The sequence below is a fragment of the Aminobacter sp. MSH1 genome (assembly GCF_003071665.1).
In the GTDB taxonomy this organism is placed as follows: Bacteria; Pseudomonadota; Alphaproteobacteria; order Rhizobiales; family Rhizobiaceae; genus Aminobacter; species Aminobacter niigataensis.
In genome coordinates this window covers 130,112-151,309 of sequence record NZ_CP026265.1, presented here as the reverse complement: position 1 = coordinate 151,309, position 21,198 = coordinate 130,112, and the positions used below count along the sequence as shown (strand labels likewise).

Genomic DNA, 21,198 nt, shown 5'->3' with positions numbered 1-21,198 from the left:
GATGTCTCTGCTATCGCTATGCAAGCCCGCGAAGTTCGGACTGGCCTTGCTGATTTCGTGCAGCGCCCTGTTAGCCGGTGCGTCGGCGCAGGCGGAATCCGTGCTGCGTCGCGGCATAGTCGGCGAACCGAACGCCTTCGATCCGGCAAAGGCTTCGCTCTGGCACGAATACTATCTCATGAAGGACATTTTCGAGGGCTTGGTCAGCTACGATTCGACGGGCAAGATCGTTCCAGGCGTGGCGGAATCGTGGAGCACCAGTCCGGACGATACGGTCTACACGTTCAAGTTGCGGCCTGACGCGAAGTGGTCGGACGGCACGGCCGTCACCGCGCATGATTTCGTCTACTCGCTTCGCCGCGAACTGGATCCGGCGACCGCCGCGATGGACCCGCGCCTTCAGTTCCCGATCAAGAACGCTCGAGCCATCAACAAGGGCGAAATGCCGGCCGACCAACTCGGCGTGCGTGCGATCGACGACCACAATCTGGAAATTACACTGGAGCGCCCGACGCCCTATTATATCAATCTTGCGGCTCACGGCACGGCTTTGCCTGTCAACAGGGCGAATATCGAAAAGGACGGCAGCAAGTTCGCGCGGCCTGGCACGCTGGTCTCCAACGGACCGTTCAAGCTGGTGGAGCATGTCTCCAACGACCACATCACCCTGGCAAAGAACGAAGCCTATTGGGACGCCAAAAACGTCAAGCTCGACAAGGTGATCTTCACGCCGCTGGTCGATCAGGCCGCATCGGTTCGCCGCTTCGAAGCACGCGAAATCGACATGATCACCGGCTTCCCAGCCGCCGAGTTGGGGCGCCTTCGCAAGGCCTTTGGCGACGAAGTCCGCGTCTCGCCGAGCCTCACCGTCGAGTACTATGTCTTTGACACAAGGCAGCCTCCGTTCGACGACATCCGGCTTCGTCGCGCGCTATCGATGGTCATCGACCGCGATTTCCTCGCCAAGGAAATCTTCTACGATTCGGCAAAGCCGTCCTATTCCATGATGGCGCCCGGCATCCCGGCATATGGCGCGCCCTCAAAAGTGGATTTCGCCGATCTTTCCATGATCGACCGCGAAGACATGGCACTGGAGCTGATGAAGGAGGCCGGCTACGGCCCTGGCGGTAAGCCGCTCGACATCACCATCCGCTACAGCACCAGCGCCACGAACGAACAGGCGGCAACGGCGATTGCCAGCATGTGGAAAGAGGCGTTCGGCTTCAACGTGACGCTGCACAATCTCGACCTCGCCTCGCACTACGGCTATCTGCAGCAAGGTGGCGAATTCCAGGTAGCGCGTGCTTCCAGAACACCGGAATATGCTGATGCCGAGGCTACCCTGTCACTCGACTTGAGTAGCCAGAAGACCTACAATTACGGCCGATACAACAATCCCGAATATGACGCCCTGTTGGCCCGTTCCTATACGGAAGCGGACCCGGCAGTGCGTTCGGCTACTCTCCACAAGGCTGAATCCCTGCTCATGCACGATCAGGTCATCATGCCTTTGCTGAACATAGGAAATTTGTGGATGGTTGCGTCCAAGGTCGAGGGTTTCCACGACAACGCCCTGAATGAGCACCCAAGCAAATATCTGAGTGTCTCTGAATAGAAACCGGTAGCCGCTTCAAGAAGGCGATGGATAGGAGTTGCGGATGATTTTCTTCGTCCTGCGCCGTATGTTAAGTGCCGTTCCGACGTTGTTCGTCGTCGCTACACTGTCGTTCTTCTTGATGCGGTTCGCGCCTGGCGGTCCGTTCTCGCTGGAACGGCCGCTGCCGCCCGAGACCATGGCGAATCTGATGAGGACCTACCACCTCGACGAGCCGTTGTGGCTTCAGTATGTCTATTACATACGCAATGCGCTGGTCGGCGATTTCGGCCCGAGCTATGTCTACAAGGACAGTACCGTTGCCGAACTGATCGGCAGCGGCCTGCCCTATTCGTTGCAACTGGGCAGTATGGCGTTGCTGCTGGGGTTGCTGGGCGGCGTCACCGTCGGCACGATCGCGGCGCTGCGCCAGAACAGCTTCATCGATTTCGCCGTGATGTCGGTGTCGACCATCGGCATTACCGTGCCGAACTTCGTCGTCGGACCAGTGCTGACCCTGATTTTCGCCATCGGGCTTGCCTGGCTGCCTGCCGGCGGTTGGGGTGACGGATCAGCAAGATATCTGCTGCTGCCCGTCATCACGCTGGCCCTGCCGCAATTGGCCGTCTACGCCCGTCTGATGCGCGGCTCGATGATCGAGGCGCTTCATGCCGATCACGTCCGCACCGCTCGCGCTTATGGCCTGCCGCCACGGGTCGTCGTTGTCATGCACGCGATGCGCGGCGCGCTGTTGCCGGTGGTGTCCTATATGGGGCCGAGCGCCGCCGCTTTGTTCACAGGCTCGGTGGTGGTCGAAACCATATATTCCGTTCCTGGGATCGGCCGCTACTTCGTGCTCGGCGCGCTCAACCGCGACTACACGCTGGTGATGGGTACCGTCATTCTCATCGCCGTTCTCGTCATTGTCTTCAACCTGCTGGTCGACATTCTCTATGGCCTGTTGGACCCGAGGGTACGCCATGACTGATGCCGTTTCCGTAACCGCACCGGCCGCGCCGACCGTCGGCCGCAGCCTGTTCCAGCTGGCGGCCATGCGCTTCCGGCGCAACCGTGCCGCGATGGCGAGCTGCGTCGTGCTGGCGATGATCACGCTGTTTTCTTTCCTCGGACCGTTCTTCGTCGCGCACAAATATGACCAAGTCTACTCGTCTTATGTCGCGATACCGCCGAGTCTCGAGGCGCGGCCAGCCGTTTCGACGCTTCGGGATGTGGCGGAAAGCATCGCCAAGCGTGCCCGGGTGACGCTTCTGGAGTTCTCGACGGAGGGTCAGGAATTCAGCGCGACGATCACGTCGCCATCCCCTATCGATCCACGCTCCATCCGCTACTTTGACCGGGTCGACGAATTTGCCGATACGCGGATCGTCGAGACGCTGGACGGCGGCAATACGTTGAAGCTGGCTGGCTCGCTCAACCGGCAGTACTTTTTCTTTGGCACCGACACCAACGGCCGCGATCTTATGACCCGCATTATGCTCGGCGGGCAGATATCCATCGTCGTCGGCTTGCTGGCCAGCCTGGTGTCGCTCGGCATCGGCGTGCTCTACGGCGCGACTTCGGGCTATCTCGGCGGCCGTGTCGACAACGTCATGATGAGGCTGATCGAGATCCTTTATTCGCTGCCTTTCGTGTTCCTTGTCGTGGTGCTGGTGGTGTTCTTCGGTCGCAGCTTCATCTTGATCTTTATCACGATCGGCGCGGTGGAATGGCTCGACATGGCGCGTATCGTGCGCGGCCAGACGCTGGCGCTCAAGCGGCGGGAATTTGTTGGTGCAGCCGAAGCTCTTGGACTGTCCGACTGGCAAATTATCCGCCGGCATATCATTCCCAACACCATCGGCTCGGTCATTGTGTTCGTGACGGTGGTGGTACCCAAGGTCATCCTGCTGGAAAGCTTCCTGTCTTTCTTGGGATTGGGCGTGCAGGCGCCGCTGACCAGTTGGGGCGTGCTGATCTCGGACGGCGCCAATTCGATGCAGTCCGCGCCGTGGCTGCTGATCTTTCCTGCCGCATTTTTCGTAGTAGCGCTTTTTTCGTTGAATTTCATTGGCGACGGACTGCGCGACGCCCTTGATCCCAGGGATCGCTGACATGATGAACTCCACCATCACCGATACCCGCGCCAACAGCGTCGAAATGGCCGAAGTCCCCGACATGGTGCTGAGCGTGCGCGGCCTGACCGTAAATTTCACTACGCCGGACGGGACGGTTTCAGCGGTCAAGGGCATTGACCTCGACGTGCGCGCCGGAGAAACGCTGGCCGTGGTGGGCGAATCCGGTTCAGGCAAGAGCCAGAGCATGATGGGCATCATGGGACTTCTCGCCGCCAATGGCCGCGTCAGCGGGTCAGCCCGGTATCGCGGCCGCGAGCTGATTGGCGCGAGCGAGGCCGAACTCAACAAGGTGCGTGGCGCGCGCATTTCCATGATCTTCCAGGAGCCGATGACCTCGCTGGATCCGCTCTATACGATCGGGCGGCAGATAGCAGAACCTATCGTATACCACCGCGGCTGCAGTTTTTCGGCGGCTCGCAAGCAGGTGCTCGAACTGCTGGAACTGGTCGGAATTCCCGAGCCGGAACGGCGCATCGACAGCTATCCGCATGAGATGTCGGGTGGCCAGCGCCAGCGCGTCATGATCGCCATGGCGCTGGCCAACGAACCCGATCTGCTGATCGCGGACGAGCCGACCACCGCGCTCGACGTAACCATTCAGGCACAGATACTGGAACTGCTTGGTTCGCTTCAACGCCGCTTCGGCATGGCCATCGTGCTGATCACCCACGATCTCGGCGTCGTCCGCCATTTCGCCGAGCGCGTCATGGTGATGCGCAACGGCGAAGTGGTCGAACAAGGCTCAAGGAGCGATATCTTCGAGCGCCCGCAGGCCGACTACACGAGAATGCTGCTAGACGCTGAACCGAGCGGCCGTAAGGAGGCTCCGTCAGCTTCTGCGCCGGTCATTCTGGAAGCCAAGGACGTGGTCGTCGACTTCGGCCGCCGCCGCCGTTTTTCCAGCCCCAAATTCAATCCCGTTCTGCGGGCCGTCGACCACATCTCCCTGCAACTGCGTCAGGGCCAGACCATCGGCATCGTCGGCGAATCCGGCTCTGGCAAGTCGACGCTGGGGCGCGCTTTGCTGCGCCTTGTGCCTAGTACCGGCGTTTATCGCTTCGACGATCAGGATATTTCCAATTTTGACAAGGCCGCGATGCGCCCGCTTCGCCGCCGACTGCAACTGGTGTTTCAGGACCCCTATGGCTCGCTTTCGCCACGCCTCACGGTCGGTGAAATCATCACCGAGGGCTTGCGCATCCACGAACCCACCCTCGACAAGGCGGAACGCGACAGGCGTGCCATACTGGCACTTGCCGAGGTCGGGCTCGATCCGACGGCGCGCAACCGCTATCCGCATGAATTCTCCGGCGGCCAGCGCCAGCGCCTCGCCATTGCCAGGGCCATGATCATAAAGCCTAGCGTTGTCATTCTCGACGAACCGACCTCGGCGCTTGACCGATCCGTTCAGGGCCAGGTGATCGAACTGCTGCGCACGCTCCAGCTGACCCATGGCCTGTCCTATGTCTTCATCAGCCACGATCTGTCGGTGATCCGGGCGATTTCCGATTATGTAGTGGTCATGAAACGCGGCCGCATCGTTGAGGAAGGCACGACACAGGCCATCTTCGAAAAACCATGCGAGCCTTACACGAGAACGCTGATCGGCGCGGCGCTGAACTTGAAGGCTGTTGATGACGAGGCGGATTGCACCGCTCGTTGATACAAGGAAAAACCTCATGTCGCTTGGCATCTGGCTGGGTCTGCCTCACTCGCGTTGATTTTACGACCGACAGATTGCGTCTCTTCGATAGGAAGACGGGCAATAGGTTAGACTTTGTTGCCGGAGAAGAGCCGCCTCTCATCCTTGAGATGCGAGGATTTGCCGTTGATTTCTCCTAGGTGCGCCCGTCAATCGGGCATCCGTTTGTCTGCATGCGAGGAGCAGGCGAATTTCCCAGGCATCCGGGCCCTGTCCGCGATCTCAACCCTTGTGACACCGGTCTTCGCCGTCAGCAGTGCGCATCTCTCGAGCGCCGTGCATCTGGCCTTGGCATGGGCCGGGAGGTCCTGCCCGCCGACGATGTCGCGGCGGCAGCGCGCAACGATTAACGGTCGACGGAAAGCAGGGCCGATCCGGCTTCGCTCATAAGGGTCTGAAGTCTTGCCTCGGCTCACTCCGGGGAGACTGACTTGATGCGCGGCACCAAGCTCGGTTTCTCGGAACCAAGGTATCGGAAATACAAATTTGTAAATACGTCCGAAGATTATATTGTTTATCTGAATAAAAACATTGAATGAAATGGTTCTTCTGACATCAAGATGAAAGAAGCATTGTTGGTTTTTATTTCTGGAATTCGAGATCTTCTCCGTTATTTCCTTATACATCGAAATATCAAATCAACAGTTCTGCTGAACGACCGCGGTCGAAACCCATTGTGACTTTGCGCGCCGCAAGGTGCTGCGGAGTCCATACCAACGAGAGTATGCAACAGGCATGAAAATCAAGGATATCCGCGTCAGCATCCATGCTTTCAAGAACTTCATCCCGATCATCAATAAGCCCATCGAGGATGACTATCGCATTATCTGCGAGATCGAGACCGACGACGGGCATGTCGGCTTCGGCATGGCGTCGCGGTTTCTCTGGCACGGCGTGGCCGGTATCGTCGCGCACCACATCGCCCCGGCCATCATGGGCATGGACCCGCGCGATCTCGAACTGATCCATGCTCGTCTCCAGCCGATCCTTTCGGAACGCGGCCAGATGACAGGCATCAATCTTTCCGCGCTGTCTTGCGTCGACCTGGCGCTGTGGGACCTTATCGGCAAGCAGAGCGGCCGCACGGTCGCGCAACTGCTGGGCGGGCACAAGGACTACGCCGACGCCTACGTGACCTACGGGTTCCTCGCCTACAGCACAGACGAATTGATCGAGATGGCACGTCGCCTGATCGGCAAGGGGCATACGCGGCTCAAGATGCTCGTCGGGTCGAAGGCCGGCGTGGTCGAGGACGCCCGGCGTGTTCGCATGGTGCGCGAGGCGATCGGCGAGGACATCATGCTCGCAGTTGACGCCAATGAGAGCCTCAACGCCGAGAATGCGATGCGCCTGTGCCCGATGATACAGGACTACAACATCGCCTGGTTCGAGGACCCTCTGCGCCGCGTCGATGCGCGTGACCTCGGCATGCTGCGCAAGCGCACGACGATCCCGTTCTCGGCCGGCCAGATGGACGGCCATGTGCTCCGGTTCCGCGAGTGGGTGGAGCACGATGCGATCGACATCTTCATGCCCAACAGCATGTACAACGGCGGCATGACCGAGACCCGCAGGGTCGCTCATCTCGCCCAGGCCTACAACAAGCCTTTGTCCGACGCCGGCGGTGGCGGAATCTGGTGCCTGCATCACGTCGCGGGCTTCCGAAACGGCACGCTGGCCGAAATTCACCTCGGGTCAGAGCAGGTCGAAGAACAGATGTTCATCAATCCGCCCAAGGCGGAGAACGGTCGGGTCGCTATTCCAGATGCGCCCGGCTTTGGCGTCACACTCCACCGGGAACGGCTCAAGGAGACGCTCGTTCAGAAGTACCTTTAGACATTTCAAGAAACAAAAAAGAGAGGGAACTAAAATGCTTGATACTGTCAAACGCATCGCCGGAGGCGGTCTGCTCTTGTTGGGAGCAGCCTTGCTTGAGGCGCCGGCCAGCGCTGAGACGCTGACGCTGAAGATGTCCAGCCCTTCGCCGGTCACCACCATGGACACGATCATGTTGCAGGACATGGCCGACAAGCTCAAGGCCAAGTTGGGCGATGACTTCAAGAGTGACTTTCATCACAGTGCGGCGCTGGGTGACGAGGATGTCCATCAACAGCAGATCCGCACCGGCCAGATCGACATCACCACTTTGACCTCCGACGCCGTGCAACTCGATCCGTCCTGGGCCGTGTTCGATCTACCTTTCCTGTTCGGCGATCGCACCGACGTCGCGCGTATGGTCGATGGCGAGATTGGCGAAAAGCTTCGCCAGTCGATGCGAGAAAAGATCGGCGTGGAGGTCTTGGCCTTCGGCGAAATGGGTTTCAGGCAGATCACCAACAATGTGCGCCCGATCACCAAGCCGGAAGATCTGCAAGGCATAAAGTTGCGGGTGCCGGGAAGCCCGTCGCGGATGCTCATGTTCAAGACGCTTGGCGCAAACCCGATGACGATGAACTATGGCGAGATTTATCTTGCGCTTCAGAGCGGCACGATCGACGGCCAGGAAAACCCGCTGAACAATATTGTTACCAGTTCGATGCACGAGGTGCAGTCCTATCTGTCGCTCTCCAATCACGTCTACACACCTGTGACTCTTGTGATGAACGGTGCCAGGTTCGACAGCTTGAGCGACGAGCAGAAGGCTGTGGTGAAGGAGGCGGCCCTGGCGGCTGCAGTCGATTCTCGCAAGCTCGGCGAGCAGAAGGACCAGGAGCTGCTCGACAAGCTGAAGGCTGGAGGCAAGATCTCGATCAACGAGATCGATCGTTCCGCCTTCCAGGCCAAATCGGCGGCGATCTACGCCTCGGTGGAGGGCATTGCCGGCGCGGAGTTCACCAAGGCCGTGCTTGAGGCTGCCGCCTCCAAGTGATGCGATCGGAGCGCGTGGGTCGCATGCCCACGCGCTCCAATTGTTTAAGGCGGCCACCGCCAGGGCACTGCAAATGAATCAGGAGAATTTTTCATGACCGTTCGAGATGGCGGAGCGCCTGACGACCTCGCCCGCGCGATAACCAAGGCGTCGATCGAGGCAGAACTTTCAACTACGGTGGACGAAACCGGTATCGACAAATGGATAAACAGCGTCGTGGAGTTTTTCGGCGTCGTCGTGCTCCTCGCCATCACGCTTCTGGTTTTCGCCAATGCGGCCCTGCGCTACACGTTCAATTTCGGCATCATCTGGGCCGATGAAGTCGTGATAGCTCTGGTGCCGTGGCTGGCGATGCTGGGCATGTTCCTGTCGGTGCGTCGACGCGAGATCATCCGCATCGGCTCGCTGGTGGACCGTCTGGCGCCACGCTCGCGCCGCTTGCTGCGGATCGTGACGGAACTCGCCTCCACGGCAGCCTTCGGCTACCTGACCATAATGTCCTTCAACTATCTGTTGCTCTTCGGTTCGGATCGCTCCGTCTATCTGGACATGTCGGCAGGCTGGTTCACCTCCGCCATGTGCATCGGGGCAGGACTCGTCTGTCTGGCCTTCCTCGCTGAAGCGGTAAGTCATTTCCGCCGCGGCGATGACGATAAGGAGATCGACGCGCAACATCCCGTGACTGCCGGAGGACTGTGATGATCGGCGCTTCCATCGGTATCGTCTCGCTCGTCGGCTTTCTCGTCGCGGGTGTCCCCATGATCGCCGCGCTGATGATCGCGGTCAGTATCAGCCTTTTCCTAGGCAATCAGTGGGGACTGGTTCTGCCACAGAACATGGTCGCCGGCATGAGCAGTTATACGCTCATTTCGTTCCCGCTCTTCGTACTTGGCGGCATCTACATGAACGCCGGCGGAATATCCGGCAAACTGTTCAATTTTGCCCGATCGCTGGTCGGCTGGATGAAAGGCGGCCTGGCACAAGTCGACGTGCTGACCAGCATCTTCTTCGGCGGCATGGTCGGTTCTTCCACGGCCGACCTTGCCGGGAGTGCCTCGATCCTCATCCCTGAGATGAAAAAGGAAGGATACAGCGCGCCATTTGCTGCGGCTGTCAGCGCCTCGTCGGCCGGTGTGGGGCCTCTGATCCCGCCAAGTTCACCTGCAATCCTGTATGCAGCCGTTACCGGTACCTCGTTAGGTGCACTATTTTTGGCCGGGCTTATCCCGGGTCTGCTCCTTGGGGCATGTTTCATGATCGCCGTCGGCTATCTCGCGCGCAAGAACGGCTATCCGACGTTCGGCCGATTTTCCTTTGCCGAGTTCTGGCGCACGGCACTCGCGGCCAGCCTTGCCTTCGGCATGCCGGGCATCATCGTTGGCGGATTGGTACTCGGCATTTTCACACCTTCTGAAGCCGGCGCTTTCGGTGCGGTCTACGCCGCATTCCTGTCGCTGTTCGTCTATCGCTCGCTCGACTGGAAGGGCCTCTACAGGGCAACCGTGGCTGGTGTTCAGCTTTCGGGTGAACTGCTTCTCATCGTCAGCTTGTCGGCGGCCTTGGGTTCGGTGCTGTCGGCCGCGCATGTACCGGCAGCCCTGGCATCGCTGATCGATGTCCTGCCCATCGGCGACAGCACCTTCATGCGCCTTTGCGCGCTGATGGTCGTAGCGATCATTGCAGGCATGTTTCTCGATCCGTTGATCCCGGTCCTGGTGCCAATTCTACTGCCGACGCTTATTGCCTTCGAAATCGACCTCGTGCATTTCGGCGTGCTGATGGTCATGGCCGTTGTCATCGGACAGGTGACACCGCCGGTCGCCATGTCGCTCATGATCGCCGGTCGCATAGCCAAGTGTGATCAGATCGAGGTGTTCCGGGCCAACATGCCATTCTTCATAGTGACATTGTTGTTCACGGTGCTTTTGATGGCGGTTCCGGAGCTGGCGACGTGGTTTCCGAACTTGATGGCGGACTAGTCAGACTGATGAGGCAGAGCCGTGAGTTTCCACGGCACTCTTGTCGATTGTGCCCGAACGGGTATGCCACTGACATGGAAAAGGGACCGATCGGACCCTTTTCCGGTCCTGCCGGGAGCCGAAGCTGATCCTATCGGTCGGCGTGTCGCGCGGGATCAACCCCGTCGGTCACACCGTCCAATGGGTGCCCGACGGTCTGTAAAGGCGCCGACGCCTTGACAGTAAAATTCACAGCCGCCATCGTCCGAGATGGTTTCTTACGCAATCGTCCAACCGGCGCCGCGAGGAATACCTAGCTTGAATACCAACCTAGCTCAGGGCCTTGTGAACGATCTCGATTTACGTACCTTTTCAATGCGGTTTACGTTGCGGCAGCTCGCCTACTTCGTGGCTGCGGGCGAGGTGGGCGGAGTTACCCTGGCCTCGGAACGCATCAACATTTCCCAGCCAGCTATTTCGGCTGCCATCTCTCAGCTCGAAGCCGAGTTTGGCCTCCAACTCTTCGTCCGCCATCATGCGCAGGGATTGTCCCTGACGCCGGCAGGTCAACGCTTTTTGCATGCCGCCAAGGCACTTCTGCAGCAGGCCGAGAATATTCATGGCATTGCCGACGAAGTGACTCAGTCTGCTTCTGGCCCCCTGAATGTTGGCTGGTTTCGCACTCTCTCGCCGATGCTCATTCCCGAGCTCTGCAAGAGGTTCATGCTTCAAAGCCCGGCAGTCAGACTGCAGGTCTGCGAGGAGGACGAAGCCACATTGATGGCGAAGCTGCGTCGGGCAGAGATCGATTTGGCACTCACCTATGCCATACATCTCACCGACGACATCGCCTTCGAGCCGCTGGCAGAGCTGCCGATCTACGTTCTATTGGCGTCGGACGATCCACTTGCGCAGAGAGAATCGATCTCGCTGTTCGAAGTCGCCGCAAAGCCGTTCATTCAGCTGGATATGCCGCTAAGCAAGGAGTATTTTCTCTCGCTTTTCATGATGGAGGGCCTCACTCCGTACATTGCGGCAAAGTTTGAGTATCCCGAGACAGTTCGTAGTTTCGTAGGTTCCGGCTTTGGCTATTCACTGACGACAGCGAGGCCAATCAGTATGGTTGCCCTCACTGGCAAAGGCTTGTCCTATGTACGGCTGCAGGGCGATTATCCCCTTATGGTTCTCGGCATTGCAAGCCTGAAGGGGTTGCGCATGACACGTGCTGCAGAGAGCTTCGTAGACATTTGCCGCGCGCTGATTTCGACTAAGGATCTGCCGGGCATGTCTCCTTGGCGCTAAGCTGTTGAGTGAGGGCCTGCGCCTGCCCAGCCCCGAAGCATCGACATGCCCCACTCGGATCAGTGCGCGTGTTCGATTGAGCCTTGCGAGACATGACGCGCGCCAACCTGGAAATCGTCAGCCAGCAGCACGCTCGCACGGTCGCCCGCCAAGCCTGCCTCCGCGCCGAGCTGCTGGGCCTTGCGGAAAATCACAATGCCGGACAACCGGGTGATGCGGGTCAACGATCCCGACGTCGCCGCCATCCTCGAGGAAAAACAGGAGCCGCTCTGGGGCCCTTGCAGGCCTGAAGTCGCAACAGCCTACGTCCCAGCGGCTTTAGGCGAGTGCTCGGAAGCATAAAAGAGAAATGATTACAGTTATTTAGGGGCTGGCGGAGAGAGCGGGATTCGAACCCGCGTTACGGTCTCCCGTAAACACACTTTCCAGGCGTGCGCCTTCAACCACTCGGCCACCTCTCCGCATGCGCGCCTGGCGCCGGCTGGTTATGCCGGGCCGGTTGGGAGTGCACGCATCTCCTTGGCGTCGGCTCGTTGAGCCGTCATTCGGGTGCAGCCAACCTGCCGGGCACCCATCGCCTGCCACCGAACACATTGAGCATCCGACTGCGGGGCTCATCTAGTCGATCCTGCGCCACTTGCCAAGCGCTGACGTGGCAAATGTTATCAGGCAAAATGATCGGGGTCGCGCGCAGCACCACGAACGGGGCGGGCCGCGACCGCAGGGCGATGGTCCGGGGCCGTGATCGGCCTTCTTGCAAGTGGCTGGCGCTCTGTCACAAAGTGCGGGGCAGGGGAGATTCGATGCCGTCCGAGAACGAACCGTCCGGCTGGGACATCTGGCGCTGGCTGCCGGTGGCCTGGCTTTGCCTCGTCATGGCGCTCAGCGCACGCGGCATCGATGCCAGCATCGGCATCATGCTGGATTTCTCGATGCCGGCGGCGGTGTTGTACCTGATCTATGCCTCGGTCGGCTTCAGCGCGGTGACGATTGCCTGGGGAATCTATCTGCTTGTCCTTGCCTACAATCGCGATGTTCGCTTCCCGCGCAACTTCACCCTCTGGCAATGGACGATCATCGCCATCCTGGTGGCCAAGCAGATCTATGTCCTTGTCATGCCCGACTTCGCCTTTGGCCTTGTCGGTCTCGCCTGGGACGGCGGCGAGATCGCGATAGGCCTTGTTATGATCTGGCTGGTCAGCCGACAGGATCAACCGCGTGCCTTGGTAGGGAATGACGAACGCGCCCGTCCCGGCCTGCTGGTTTCGCTTTTCGCTGGTCTTATCGGCGTCATCGTCGGCGGGGCGGTCGGTGCCGTGGCCGGGCTTGCGGCCGGCACCGGCATTTCCGAGGTCACCGACATGAGCTGTTTCGAGGGCGCTTGCGGCTACTTCGTGGTGCTGGTCGGCCTGGTCGGCGGGTTGGTCGGTGCCATATCAGGTGGCATCTTCGCCGTCTGGCGCATCCATCGCCGCAGGCCCAAGGTCGCCGCCTAGCCATTTGCCTGTCAATTCGGCGTGTCCGTGATTGCGCCCGGGCGCCGCACACCCTATTTCTGCTGTCGAAACCGGTATCCTAGGGCCTCGCATGATCCGCTTCGTGTTCCGACTTGCCGCAGCGATCGCGCTTTCGGTGGCCGTCATCATGGCAGTGCTCGACGCCACCCGCACGGTGGCCGTGTCGCGGCTGGTGATGACCCCGCTCGACACCAGCTGGCAGACGGCCTCGCCGAGCACTCTTGCCGCGACCGAGGCTTTCGTCCGCGAAAAGACGGGCCCCGCATTGTGGGATGCGGCCATCGTGCCGGTGCTCAATCTTCCCGGCTTCGCGGTCTTCGCCGTCCTGTCTTTCCTGCTCTACGCGATAGGCCACAGGCGGCGCCCGGGCCGCTTCACTGCCGAAGTCTGACCGCCGGCCGCTGCCGCGGCGCGACAGGGTTTCGGCTCTATGAGAAAGGCAGACTCCCGATGTTTTTCCTGAGCGACATGCTGAACAAGAAGCTCAAGCTGCCGGTGCCCGGCGAGGCACTGCCCGGCCGCGAGCGACCGCTTCCGACCGCCAACAAGCATCATGTCTCCAAGCGCCCGCTCAAGGGACCTTACCCCGAGGGGTTCGAGCAGGCGCTGTTCGGCCTCGGCTGCTTCTGGGGCGCCGAGCGGCTGTTCTGGCAGACGCCAGGCGTCTGGGTGACGGCTGTCGGCTATGCCGGCGGGCTTACCCCCAATCCGACCTACCAGGAGACCTGCACCGGCCTCACCGGCCATGCCGAGGTCGTGCTTGTCGTCTTCGACCCCAAGGAGGTCGCCTACGCCGATCTGCTGAAGATCTTCTGGGAGAGCCACGACCCGACGCAGGGCATGCGCCAGGGCAACGATGTCGGTACCACCTACCGCTCGGCGATCTACACCTTCTCCGACGCCCAGCAGGCGGAGGCGATCGCCTCGCGCGATGCCTACCAGGCGGCGCTGAAAGGCGCCGGGCGCGACAAGATCACCACCGAGATCGCAGCCGCGCCGGAGTTCTATTTCGCCGAAGAGGATCATCAGCAGTATCTGGCCAAGAATCCCTATGGCTATTGCGGTCTGAAGGGCACCGGCGTTGCTTGCGCGATCCCCCAGCGGGCCGCCATTTAGGCATTCGTTTCACACACCATTTGCGACGCCTGTGCATTTTTCCAAAAGGTCAAGATTCCGCGTGAATTTTGTCTTGGCCCGTGCAAGAAATGGCTATGCGTGGGGGGATAGGGCCCTCGCCATGTGCTGTGCGGCAACCGGAGGAACGGTGCGTGCGGCGATCGCAAAAAGACAACCGACAGGGTGTGGATCACATGAAACGTATCGTTCTCGGCCTTCTGGCGGCTACCGCCATGTGTCTTCCGGCGTTTGCCGCTGATGTCCAGCCGGCACTGCTCTACGATCTCGGCGGCAAGTTCGACAAGTCGTTCAACGAAGCGTCCTTCAACGGCGCGGAAAAGTTCAAGGCCGAGACCGGCATCTCCTATGTCGAGTTCGAAGTCTCCAATGCCTCGCAGCGCGACCAGGCGTTGCGCCGCTTTGCCGAGGACGGCCGCAATCCGATCGTCATGGCCGGCTTCGCCTGGTCCGAGGCGCTCGACAAGGTGGCGACCGACTATCCGGACCTCAAGTTCGCCATCATCGACATGGTCGTCGAAAAGCCCAACGTGAAGTCGATCGTCTTCAAGGAACATGAAGGTTCCTACCTCGTCGGCGTGATGGCGGCGCTCGCCTCCACCACCAAGAAGGTCGGCTTCGTCGGCGGCATGGACGTTCCGCTGATCCGCAAGTTCGGCTGCGGTTACGTTGGCGGTGCCAAGGCTGCGGGTGCCACCGAAGTCATCCAGAACATGACCGGCGACACGCCGGCTGCATGGAACGACCCGACCAAGGGCGGTGAAATCACCAAGACGCAGATCTCGCAGGGCGCCGACGTGGTTTACGCCGCTGCCGGCGGCACCGGCGTCGGCGTGCTCCAGGCTGCGGCAGATGCCGGCAAGCTCGGCATCGGCGTCGATTCCAACCAGAATGGCCTGCAGCCCGGCAAGGTGCTGACCTCGATGCTCAAGCGCGTCGACGTTGCCGTCTACAACGCCTTCATGGATGCCAAGAACGACAAGTTCGAGGGTGGCATCAACAACCTCGGCCTCAAGGAAGGCGGCGTCGACTACGCCATGGACGACAACAACAAGGCGCTCGTCACCGACGAGATGAAGGCTGCGGTCGAAAAGGCCAAGGCCGACATCATCGCCGGTACCGTCCAAGTCCACGACTACACCTCGGACGACAAGTGCCCCTATTGATCGGCTGAAGACCGGAAATGCGAACCACCGGGCATGTGCCTGGTGGTTCGTTTCGTTCAGGCAGGAGAATTTCACGGAGCTCGCCACCGGCGGGAGGATGTGATGGCCAAGGTCACCGGCATAGGCGGTTTCTTCTTTCGCGCCAGAGAGCCCCAGTCGCTCGCTGCCTGGTACGAGAAGCATCTCGGTATCCTCGACATCGCCAAGGAAGTCTGGAAGCAGCAGGCGGGTCCGACCGTGTTTGCGCCCTTCAGCCACGACACCGACTATTTCGGGCGCGCCGAACAGCAATGGCTGATCAACCTGCGCGTCGACGATCTCGATGGCATGATGGCCGACCTCACGGCGGCGGGAATAGCAGTCGAGACGCGCGCCGAATGGGATTCCGAGGTCGGGCGCTTCTGCCGCATCCACGATCCCGAGGGCAACCCGATCGAGCTGTGGCAACCGTCTGATGCGGCCGGCCTGACCTGAAAGCCTTGGCAGCGTGCGGTTCTACCAGTGCGGAGGTTTCGTCACCGGCGTGTCGGGCAGGGTCTGCTCCTCGAGGACGAGGAAGCGGTCGGCCAGCGCGTCGAGCTTCTTCTGCAGGCGGTCGATCACCTTCCACTGCTCCGCGACCTGGCCCGAAAGCTCCTCGATCACGTGCTCCTGTTCGGCATTGCGGATTTCCAGCGTCGTCAGCCGATCCTGTGGCGTGGTCATGGTCAATGCTCCTCGGTCCGCAATGGTCGGGACCAGTCGAAAGTGGGCATCCGCGCCCGGTTTGTCGAGTACGGGAGCCGAGCCGATTGGCAGGGCAGGGCGACCGTGCTAGCTCTTCGGACAAGCCATAACAAGAACATAAGAACCTGAGGTGGGACGGTCGAATGGCTGAAAATGCGATCGAGCTGATCGGCATCAACAAGAGTTTCGGCGCCGTGCGCGCCAACCGCGACATCGCGCTCGAAATTCCGCGCGGCACCATCCACGGCATCATCGGCGAGAACGGCGCCGGCAAGTCGACGCTGATGTCGATCCTGTACGGTTTCTACCAGGCCGACAGCGGCGAAATCCGTGTCAACGGCAAGCCGACGGCGATCAAGACACCGAACGACGCCATCGCCGCCGGCATCGGCATGGTCCACCAGCACTTCATGCTGGTCGAGAACTTCTCGGTGCTGGAGAACGTCATCCTTGGCGCCGAGGGCGAGGCCCTGCTGACGAAGTCGATCGCCAAAGCGCGCTCGGAGTTGCGCCGCCTGGAGAAGGAATACGGCCTCGAGGTCGATCCCGACGCGCTCATCGAGGAACTGCCGGTCGGGCTCCAGCAACGCGTCGAAATCCTCAAGGCGCTCTATCGCGGCGCCGAGATCCTGATCCTCGACGAGCCGACGGGCGTGCTGACCCCGGCCGAGGCCGACCACCTGTTCCGCATCCTTGAGCAGCTCAAGGAGCAGGGCAAGACGGTGGTGCTGATCACGCACAAGCTGCGCGAGATCATGGCCATCACCGACAATGTCTCGGTCATGCGCCAGGGCACGATGGTGGCGACACGCAAGACCAGCGAGACCGCGGTCGAGGAGCTGGCCGAGCTGATGGTCGGCCGCCGCGTCCTGCTGCGCGTCGAAAAGGGCGAGGCAAAGCCCGGCGCGGTCAAGCTTGCGGTCAAGAACCTGACGGTCAAGGACTCGCGCGGCGTCACCATGGTCGACGACGTCTCCTTCGACATTCGCGCCGGCGAGATCGTCGGCATTGCCGGTGTTGCCGGCAACGGCCAGTCAGAACTGATGGAAGCCGTTTCCGGCATCCGCAAGGCGGTGTCCGGTACGGTCATGCTCGATGGCACGCCGATCGACCTGACCGGCCAGGCTGACCCGGGCGAACTGCGCGACCGTGGCCTGGCCCATGTGCCGGAGGACCGGCATCACGTCGGCCTGGTGCTCGCCTTCGACGAAAGCGAGAACTCGATCCTCGGCTATCACGACAAGCCGCAATATCTGAAGGGCCCGTTCCTCAATCTCGAGGCGATCCAGAAGGACGCGCAGGACAAGATCGAGAAATACGACATCCGCCCGGCCAATCCCCGGCTCAAGACCGCCAATTTCTCCGGTGGCAACCAGCAGAAGATCGTGCTCGCCCGCGAGATCGAGCAGGACCCCGGCGTCCTGATCGTCGGCCAGCCGACCCGCGGCGTCGATGTCGGCGCCATCGAATTCATCCACAAGCGGCTGATCGCCATGCGCGACCAGGGCAAGGCGGTGCTGTTGATCTCCGTCGAACTCGACGAGATCCGCTCGCTCTCCGACCGCATCCTGGTGATGTTCGCCGGCCGCGTCGTCGGCGAGCGCGGACCCGAAACCAGCGAAGGCGAGCTTGGTCTGCTGATGGCCGGCGTCGAGCACAAGGAAGCCGCCGAATGAGCACGCCTTACGCAAAACTGCCGGCATGGGCCGACTACGGCCTCATTCCCCTCATCAACCTGCTTGTTGCCTTTGCGGTGGCCGGCCTTGTGGTGCTGCTCGTCGGCGAAAACCCGCTGCGTGCCGCCGTCATCCTCGTCGAGGGCGCTTTCGGTAGCGGCCAGGGCATTGCCTACACGCTCTACTACGCCACCAACTTCATCTTCACCGGCCTCGCGGTGGCGGTTGCCTTCCATTGCGGCCTGTTCAATATCGGCGGCGAGGGCCAAGCCTATATCGCCGGCCTCGGCATCGCCATCGTTGTCCTGGCCTTCGACAGCACGCTGCCATGGTGGGTCGTCTTCCCGATGGCGATCATAGCCTCGGCGCTCTTCGGCGCGCTCTGGGCGCTGATCCCGGCCTATCTCCAGGCCAAGCGCGGCTCGCACATCGTCATCACCACCATCATGTTCAACTTCATCGCCGCCTCCGTGATGGTCTACATGCTGGTCAACGTGTTGAAGCCCGCCGGGTCGATGGCGCCGCAAACGCGCCAATTCCTCGAAGGCGGGCAACTGCCCAAGCTCGGCTGGCTGCTGGCCGAGTTCGGCCTCAAGGTCAGGCCATCGGCGCCGCTCAACATCTCGTTCCTGCTGGCGCTGGCCATGGCCTTCCTGGTCTGGGTGCTGATCTGGCGCACCAAGCTCGGCTACGAGATCCGTACTTACGGCTTCAGCTCGAAAGCCGCGCGCTACGCCGGCATTTCGGAAACGCGCATCATCATCGTCACCATGCTGATCTCCGGCGCCCTGGCCGGCATGATGGCGCTCAACCCGATCATGGGCGACCAGCACAACGTTCCGCTCGACTTCGCCGGCGGGGCCGGTTTCGTCGGTATCGCGGTTGCGCTGATGGGCCGCTCGCATCCGGTCGGCATCGTGCCGGCGGCGATCCTGTTCGGCATGCTCTATCAGGGCGGTGCCGAACTCGCCTTCGAGATGCCGAACATCAGCCGCGACATGATCGTCATCATCCAGGGCTTGGTCATCCTGTTTGCCGGTGCGCTGGAAAACATGTTCCGCCCGACGATCCAGGGCATCTTCGCGAGCTTCAGTCCACGATCGGTCGGCATCGCGGCCAAAGGGGAGCGTGCCTGAAATGGAATTCGTCGACACGCTCATCAACATCCTGAACTCGACGATCCGCGTTTCGGTGCCGTTGCTGCTCGCCTGCCTGGCCGGCCTCTATTCCGAACGCGCCGGCGTCTTCGACATCGGCCTCGAGGGCAAGATGCTGGCCGGCGCCTTTGCCGGTGCTGCTGCCGCTGCCGTCTTTGCCTCGGCATGGATCGGCCTGCTCGTCGCCGTGCTGGTCTCGGTCGGCATGGCGCTGATCCACGGCTTTGCCTCGATCACCCACCGGGGCAACCAGATCGTCTCGGGCGTTGCCATCAATTTCATCGCCGCCGGCTCGACGATCATCCTCGGACAGGCCTGGTTCCAGCAGGGCGGCCGCACGCCCTCACTGCCGCCCGAAGGTCGCTTCGGCGCCATCCACCTGCCGGGTGCCGATGCCCTGCGCGATGTGCCGATCATCGGCCAGCTCTATTCCGGCCTGCTGTCGGGCCATTCGCTGCTGACCTACGTCGCCTTCCTGGCGGTGCCGTTCACCTGGTGGGTGCTGTTCCGCACGCGCTTCGGCTTGCGCCTGCGCGCCGTCGGCGAAAATCCGGCAGCTGTCGACACGGCGGGCATTTCTGTCGCCTGGCTGCGCTATCGTGCGGTCATCTGCACCGGCATCCTCACCGGTCTTGCCGGTTCCTACATGGCGCTCGCCCAGAACGCCGGCTTCGTCAAGGACATGACCGCCGGTCGCGGCTACATCGCGCTCGCCGCCCTGATCTTCGCCAAGTGGAAACCGGTGCCGGCGATGTTCGCCTGCCTGCTGTTCGGCTTTCTCGACGCGCTGTCGATCCGCCTGCAGGGCTCGCCGCTGCCGGTCATCGGCAAGGTGCCGGTGCAGCTGATGCAGGCGCTGCCCTATATCCTCACCGTCATCCTGCTCGCCGGTTTCATCGGCAAGGCCATCCCGCCCCGCGCCGGCGGCGTGCCTTATGTGAAGGAGCGCTGATCTTGTCGCACGACCTGTTCCAGGCGGCCCGCACCGCCATGGCCAAGGCCTACGCGCCCTATTCGAAATTCCCGGTTGGCGCGGCACTGCGCACCGAAGACGGCCAAGTATTTGCCGGCGCCAATATCGAGGTCGCCTCCTATCCCGAGGGCTGGTGCGCCGAGACCACGGCACTTGGCCACTACATCATGGCCGGCGGCGGCAAGATCACCGAGATCGCCGTCGTTGCCGAGCGCATGGCCCGCATCACCCCGTGCGGCGGCTGCCGCCAACGCCTCGCCGAATTCACCAGCCCCGACACCAAGCTCTATCTCTGCGACGATGCCGGCATCGTCGAAACCGTGACCATGGGTCAGATGCTGCCTTATGGCTTCGAAGGCGAGATGCTCAAATGAAGGAAGCCGTCGATCGCCTTGTCGAGCAGCTCGACGGTCTCGCCCCGGCAACCGCCATGGTGCTGGGCTCCGGCCTCGGCGGTCTCGTCGATGAGGTCGAAAACGCCGTTCGCATTCCTTACGCCGCCTTGCCCGGTTTCCCCAGGAGCGGCGTCACCGGCCATGCCGGCGAATTGGTCGCCGGGCTGTTTGGTGGCCGGCCTGTGGTCATGATGGCCGGCCGTGCCCATTATTACGAGCATGGTGACGCCTCGGTGATGCGTCCGGCGCTCGAGACTCTCGCCGGTATCGGCGTCACCAAGCTGGTACTGACCAATGCGGCGGGCTCTGTCGATCCCGAAATGCTGCCCGGTTCGATCATGCTGATCGAGGACCACATCAATTTCGCCGGCACCAACCCGCTGTTCGGCGAGCCCACCGACCGCCGCTTCGTCGGCCTGACCGAGGCCTATGACGGCCGCCTGCGCAAGGCCTTCGAGGCCGCCGCCGATGCCGCCGCGATCGAACTGCACAAGGGCGTCTACATGTGGTTCTCCGGCCCGTCCTTCGAGACGCCTGCCGAGATCCGCATGGCCCGCATGTTCGGCGCCAATGCAGTTGGCATGTCTACCGTGCCGGAAGCGATCATCGCCCGCTTCCTCGGCCTTCGTGTCGTCGCCTGCTCGGTCATCACCAACCTTGCCGCCGGCATGACCGGCGCCGAGCTGTCGCATCGCGAGACCAAGGACATGGCGCCCATCGGCGGCGCCCGCCTCGCCACCGTGCTGCGCAAGGCCTTCGAGAAAGGCTCGTTTGATGAGTAAGCGTTGGGTGGCGCCGGCGAGGAACGCTGCGTTCCTTCACGCCCCCCTCTGGCCTGCCGGCCATCTCCCCCTCAAGGGGGGAGATCAGGCCTTAGCAGACGCCTCGCCCAAT

22 protein-coding genes and 1 tRNA gene are annotated in these 21,198 nt (G+C 61.5%); 19 read left to right on the top strand and 4 right to left on the bottom strand.

Annotation, left to right across the window (positions count from 1 at the left end; translation table 11 throughout):
- Position 1 precedes the first annotated feature (1 nt).
- Genes CO731_RS00760 through CO731_RS00745 form a run of 4 tightly spaced genes read left to right on the top strand, consistent with a single transcriptional unit; the run spans position 2 to position 5,392 of the window.
- On the top strand, positions 2–1,615 hold the full coding sequence (locus CO731_RS00760; RefSeq protein WP_108605514.1) for a peptide ABC transporter substrate-binding protein: 1,614 nt from the start codon (positions 2–4) through the stop codon (positions 1,613–1,615).
- Positions 1,616–1,658: 43 nt separating this feature from the next.
- The gene (gene oppB, locus CO731_RS00755) at positions 1,659–2,582 is read left to right on the top strand and encodes an oligopeptide ABC transporter permease OppB (RefSeq protein ID WP_108605513.1); all 924 of its coding nucleotides are present in this window, start codon (positions 1,659–1,661) and stop codon (positions 2,580–2,582) included.
- Positions 2,575–3,705 carry an ABC transporter permease subunit gene (locus CO731_RS00750; RefSeq protein ID WP_108605512.1) on the top strand — a complete coding sequence of 377 codons (1,131 nt, stop codon included), beginning with the start codon at positions 2,575–2,577 and terminating at the stop codon, positions 3,703–3,705. The genes oppB and CO731_RS00750 overlap by 8 nt, the downstream gene beginning before the upstream one ends.
- Before the next feature lie 46 nt (positions 3,706–3,751).
- Positions 3,752–5,392: an ABC transporter ATP-binding protein gene (locus CO731_RS00745; protein ID WP_108609551.1), complete on the top strand. Its 1,641-nt coding sequence runs from the start codon at positions 3,752–3,754 to the stop codon at positions 5,390–5,392.
- A gap of 188 nt (positions 5,393–5,580) precedes the next feature.
- Here the strand turns inward: CO731_RS00745 and CO731_RS28525 are convergent, their stop codons facing one another.
- Positions 5,581–6,057, bottom strand: coding sequence for a hypothetical protein (locus CO731_RS28525; protein ID WP_108605511.1), 477 nt, complete (start codon positions 6,055–6,057; stop codon positions 5,581–5,583).
- 109 nt (positions 6,058–6,166) lie between these two features.
- On the opposite strand from CO731_RS28525, the gene CO731_RS00740 reads away from it, so the two are divergent.
- The 5 genes from CO731_RS00740 (at position 6,167) to CO731_RS00720 (ending at position 11,560) form a co-directional block, all read left to right on the top strand.
- Positions 6,167–7,267: a mandelate racemase/muconate lactonizing enzyme family protein gene (locus CO731_RS00740; RefSeq protein ID WP_108605510.1), complete on the top strand. Its 1,101-nt coding sequence runs from the start codon at positions 6,167–6,169 to the stop codon at positions 7,265–7,267.
- Positions 7,197–8,300, top strand: a complete 1,104-nt coding sequence (locus tag CO731_RS00735; protein WP_245439559.1) for a TRAP transporter substrate-binding protein — start codon at positions 7,197–7,199, stop codon at positions 8,298–8,300. The genes CO731_RS00740 and CO731_RS00735 overlap by 71 nt, the downstream gene beginning before the upstream one ends.
- A gap of 93 nt (positions 8,301–8,393) precedes the next feature.
- Positions 8,394–8,999, top strand: a complete 606-nt coding sequence (locus CO731_RS00730; RefSeq protein ID WP_108605508.1) for a TRAP transporter small permease — start codon at positions 8,394–8,396, stop codon at positions 8,997–8,999.
- Complete coding sequence (locus tag CO731_RS00725) at positions 8,999–10,279, top strand: TRAP transporter large permease (protein ID WP_108605507.1); 1,281 nt, start codon at positions 8,999–9,001, stop codon at positions 10,277–10,279. Before CO731_RS00730 ends, CO731_RS00725 begins: the two co-directional genes overlap by 1 nt.
- A gap of 297 nt (positions 10,280–10,576) precedes the next feature.
- A complete protein-coding gene (locus tag CO731_RS00720; RefSeq protein WP_245439556.1) occupies positions 10,577–11,560 on the top strand; it encodes a LysR family transcriptional regulator in 984 nt (327 codons plus the stop codon).
- 59 nt (positions 11,561–11,619) lie between these two features.
- Here the strand turns inward: CO731_RS00720 and CO731_RS28520 are convergent, their stop codons facing one another.
- Complete coding sequence (locus CO731_RS28520) at positions 11,620–11,784, bottom strand: hypothetical protein (RefSeq protein WP_159091509.1); 165 nt, start codon at positions 11,782–11,784, stop codon at positions 11,620–11,622.
- Positions 11,785–11,931: 147 nt separating this feature from the next.
- Positions 11,932–12,021 (bottom strand) — tRNA-Ser (locus CO731_RS00710).
- 342 nt (positions 12,022–12,363) lie between these two features.
- On the opposite strand from CO731_RS00710, the gene CO731_RS00705 reads away from it, so the two are divergent.
- The 5 genes from CO731_RS00705 (at position 12,364) to CO731_RS00685 (ending at position 15,851) form a co-directional block, all read left to right on the top strand.
- On the top strand, positions 12,364–13,056 hold the full coding sequence (locus CO731_RS00705) for a hypothetical protein (protein ID WP_108605506.1): 693 nt from the start codon (positions 12,364–12,366) through the stop codon (positions 13,054–13,056).
- Between the two features lie 91 nt (positions 13,057–13,147).
- Positions 13,148–13,468, top strand: a complete 321-nt coding sequence (locus CO731_RS00700) for a hypothetical protein (RefSeq protein WP_108605505.1) — start codon at positions 13,148–13,150, stop codon at positions 13,466–13,468.
- A gap of 59 nt (positions 13,469–13,527) precedes the next feature.
- Positions 13,528–14,193 (top strand): peptide-methionine (S)-S-oxide reductase MsrA, encoded by a 666-nt coding sequence (gene msrA, locus CO731_RS00695; protein WP_108605504.1) that lies wholly within the window; start codon positions 13,528–13,530, stop codon positions 14,191–14,193.
- Positions 14,194–14,387: 194 nt separating this feature from the next.
- Positions 14,388–15,377 (top strand): BMP family ABC transporter substrate-binding protein, encoded by a 990-nt coding sequence (locus tag CO731_RS00690; RefSeq protein WP_108605503.1) that lies wholly within the window; start codon positions 14,388–14,390, stop codon positions 15,375–15,377.
- A 102-nt stretch (positions 15,378–15,479) separates the two neighbouring features.
- Positions 15,480–15,851, top strand: coding sequence for a VOC family protein (locus CO731_RS00685; RefSeq protein WP_108605502.1), 372 nt, complete (start codon positions 15,480–15,482; stop codon positions 15,849–15,851).
- 21 nt (positions 15,852–15,872) lie between these two features.
- Here CO731_RS00685 and CO731_RS00680 read toward each other — a convergent pair whose 3' ends face one another.
- Positions 15,873–16,082: a SlyX family protein gene (locus CO731_RS00680; RefSeq protein ID WP_108605501.1), complete on the bottom strand. Its 210-nt coding sequence runs from the start codon at positions 16,080–16,082 to the stop codon at positions 15,873–15,875.
- Between the two features lie 164 nt (positions 16,083–16,246).
- On the opposite strand from CO731_RS00680, the gene CO731_RS00675 reads away from it, so the two are divergent.
- From CO731_RS00675 to CO731_RS00655, 5 genes are read left to right on the top strand one after another with little or no spacing between them, the layout of a single operon-like run.
- Positions 16,247–17,779 (top strand): ABC transporter ATP-binding protein, encoded by a 1,533-nt coding sequence (locus CO731_RS00675; RefSeq protein WP_108605500.1) that lies wholly within the window; start codon positions 16,247–16,249, stop codon positions 17,777–17,779.
- Positions 17,776–18,915, top strand: coding sequence for an ABC transporter permease (locus tag CO731_RS00670; protein WP_108605499.1), 1,140 nt, complete (start codon positions 17,776–17,778; stop codon positions 18,913–18,915). Before CO731_RS00675 ends, CO731_RS00670 begins: the two co-directional genes overlap by 4 nt.
- Position 18,916: 1 nt before the next feature.
- A complete protein-coding gene (locus tag CO731_RS00665; RefSeq protein ID WP_108605498.1) occupies positions 18,917–19,888 on the top strand; it encodes an ABC transporter permease in 972 nt (323 codons plus the stop codon).
- Positions 19,889–19,890: 2 nt separating this feature from the next.
- Positions 19,891–20,283 (top strand): cytidine deaminase, encoded by a 393-nt coding sequence (cdd, locus tag CO731_RS00660; protein WP_108605497.1) that lies wholly within the window; start codon positions 19,891–19,893, stop codon positions 20,281–20,283.
- The gene (locus CO731_RS00655; RefSeq protein WP_108605496.1) at positions 20,280–21,086 is read left to right on the top strand and encodes a purine-nucleoside phosphorylase; all 807 of its coding nucleotides are present in this window, start codon (positions 20,280–20,282) and stop codon (positions 21,084–21,086) included. Before cdd ends, CO731_RS00655 begins: the two co-directional genes overlap by 4 nt.
- The last annotated feature ends 112 nt before the right edge of the window (positions 21,087–21,198 follow it).

Excerpts from the sequence above, each read along its gene's own strand:
- CO731_RS00655 (WP_108605496.1), top strand. The coding sequence starts at position 20,280 with ATGAAGGAAGCCGTCGATCGCCTTGTCGAGCAGCTCGACGGTCTCGCC.
- CO731_RS00680 (WP_108605501.1), bottom strand. The coding sequence starts at position 16,082 with ATGACCACGCCACAGGATCGGCTGACGACGCTGGAAATCCGCAATGCC.
- CO731_RS00760 (WP_108605514.1), top strand. The coding sequence starts at position 2 with ATGTCTCTGCTATCGCTATGCAAGCCCGCGAAGTTCGGACTGGCCTTG.
- CO731_RS00730 (WP_108605508.1), top strand. The coding sequence starts at position 8,394 with ATGACCGTTCGAGATGGCGGAGCGCCTGACGACCTCGCCCGCGCGATA.
- CO731_RS00725 (WP_108605507.1), top strand. The coding sequence starts at position 8,999 with ATGATCGGCGCTTCCATCGGTATCGTCTCGCTCGTCGGCTTTCTCGTC.
- CO731_RS00665 (WP_108605498.1), top strand. The coding sequence starts at position 18,917 with ATGGAATTCGTCGACACGCTCATCAACATCCTGAACTCGACGATCCGC.
- CO731_RS00700 (WP_108605505.1), top strand. The coding sequence starts at position 13,148 with ATGATCCGCTTCGTGTTCCGACTTGCCGCAGCGATCGCGCTTTCGGTG.
- CO731_RS00740 (WP_108605510.1), top strand. The coding sequence starts at position 6,167 with ATGAAAATCAAGGATATCCGCGTCAGCATCCATGCTTTCAAGAACTTC.
- CO731_RS00690 (WP_108605503.1), top strand. The coding sequence starts at position 14,388 with ATGAAACGTATCGTTCTCGGCCTTCTGGCGGCTACCGCCATGTGTCTT.
- oppB (WP_108605513.1), top strand. The coding sequence starts at position 1,659 with ATGATTTTCTTCGTCCTGCGCCGTATGTTAAGTGCCGTTCCGACGTTG.
- CO731_RS00675 (WP_108605500.1), top strand. The coding sequence starts at position 16,247 with ATGGCTGAAAATGCGATCGAGCTGATCGGCATCAACAAGAGTTTCGGC.
- CO731_RS00735 (WP_245439559.1), top strand. The coding sequence starts at position 7,197 with ATGCGCCCGGCTTTGGCGTCACACTCCACCGGGAACGGCTCAAGGAGA.
- CO731_RS28525 (WP_108605511.1), bottom strand. The coding sequence starts at position 6,057 with ATGTATAAGGAAATAACGGAGAAGATCTCGAATTCCAGAAATAAAAAC.
- CO731_RS00705 (WP_108605506.1), top strand. The coding sequence starts at position 12,364 with ATGCCGTCCGAGAACGAACCGTCCGGCTGGGACATCTGGCGCTGGCTG.
- CO731_RS00685 (WP_108605502.1), top strand. The coding sequence starts at position 15,480 with ATGGCCAAGGTCACCGGCATAGGCGGTTTCTTCTTTCGCGCCAGAGAG.
- CO731_RS00670 (WP_108605499.1), top strand. The coding sequence starts at position 17,776 with ATGAGCACGCCTTACGCAAAACTGCCGGCATGGGCCGACTACGGCCTC.
- CO731_RS00750 (WP_108605512.1), top strand. The coding sequence starts at position 2,575 with ATGACTGATGCCGTTTCCGTAACCGCACCGGCCGCGCCGACCGTCGGC.
- CO731_RS00745 (WP_108609551.1), top strand. The coding sequence starts at position 3,752 with ATGGCCGAAGTCCCCGACATGGTGCTGAGCGTGCGCGGCCTGACCGTA.
- msrA (WP_108605504.1), top strand. The coding sequence starts at position 13,528 with ATGTTTTTCCTGAGCGACATGCTGAACAAGAAGCTCAAGCTGCCGGTG.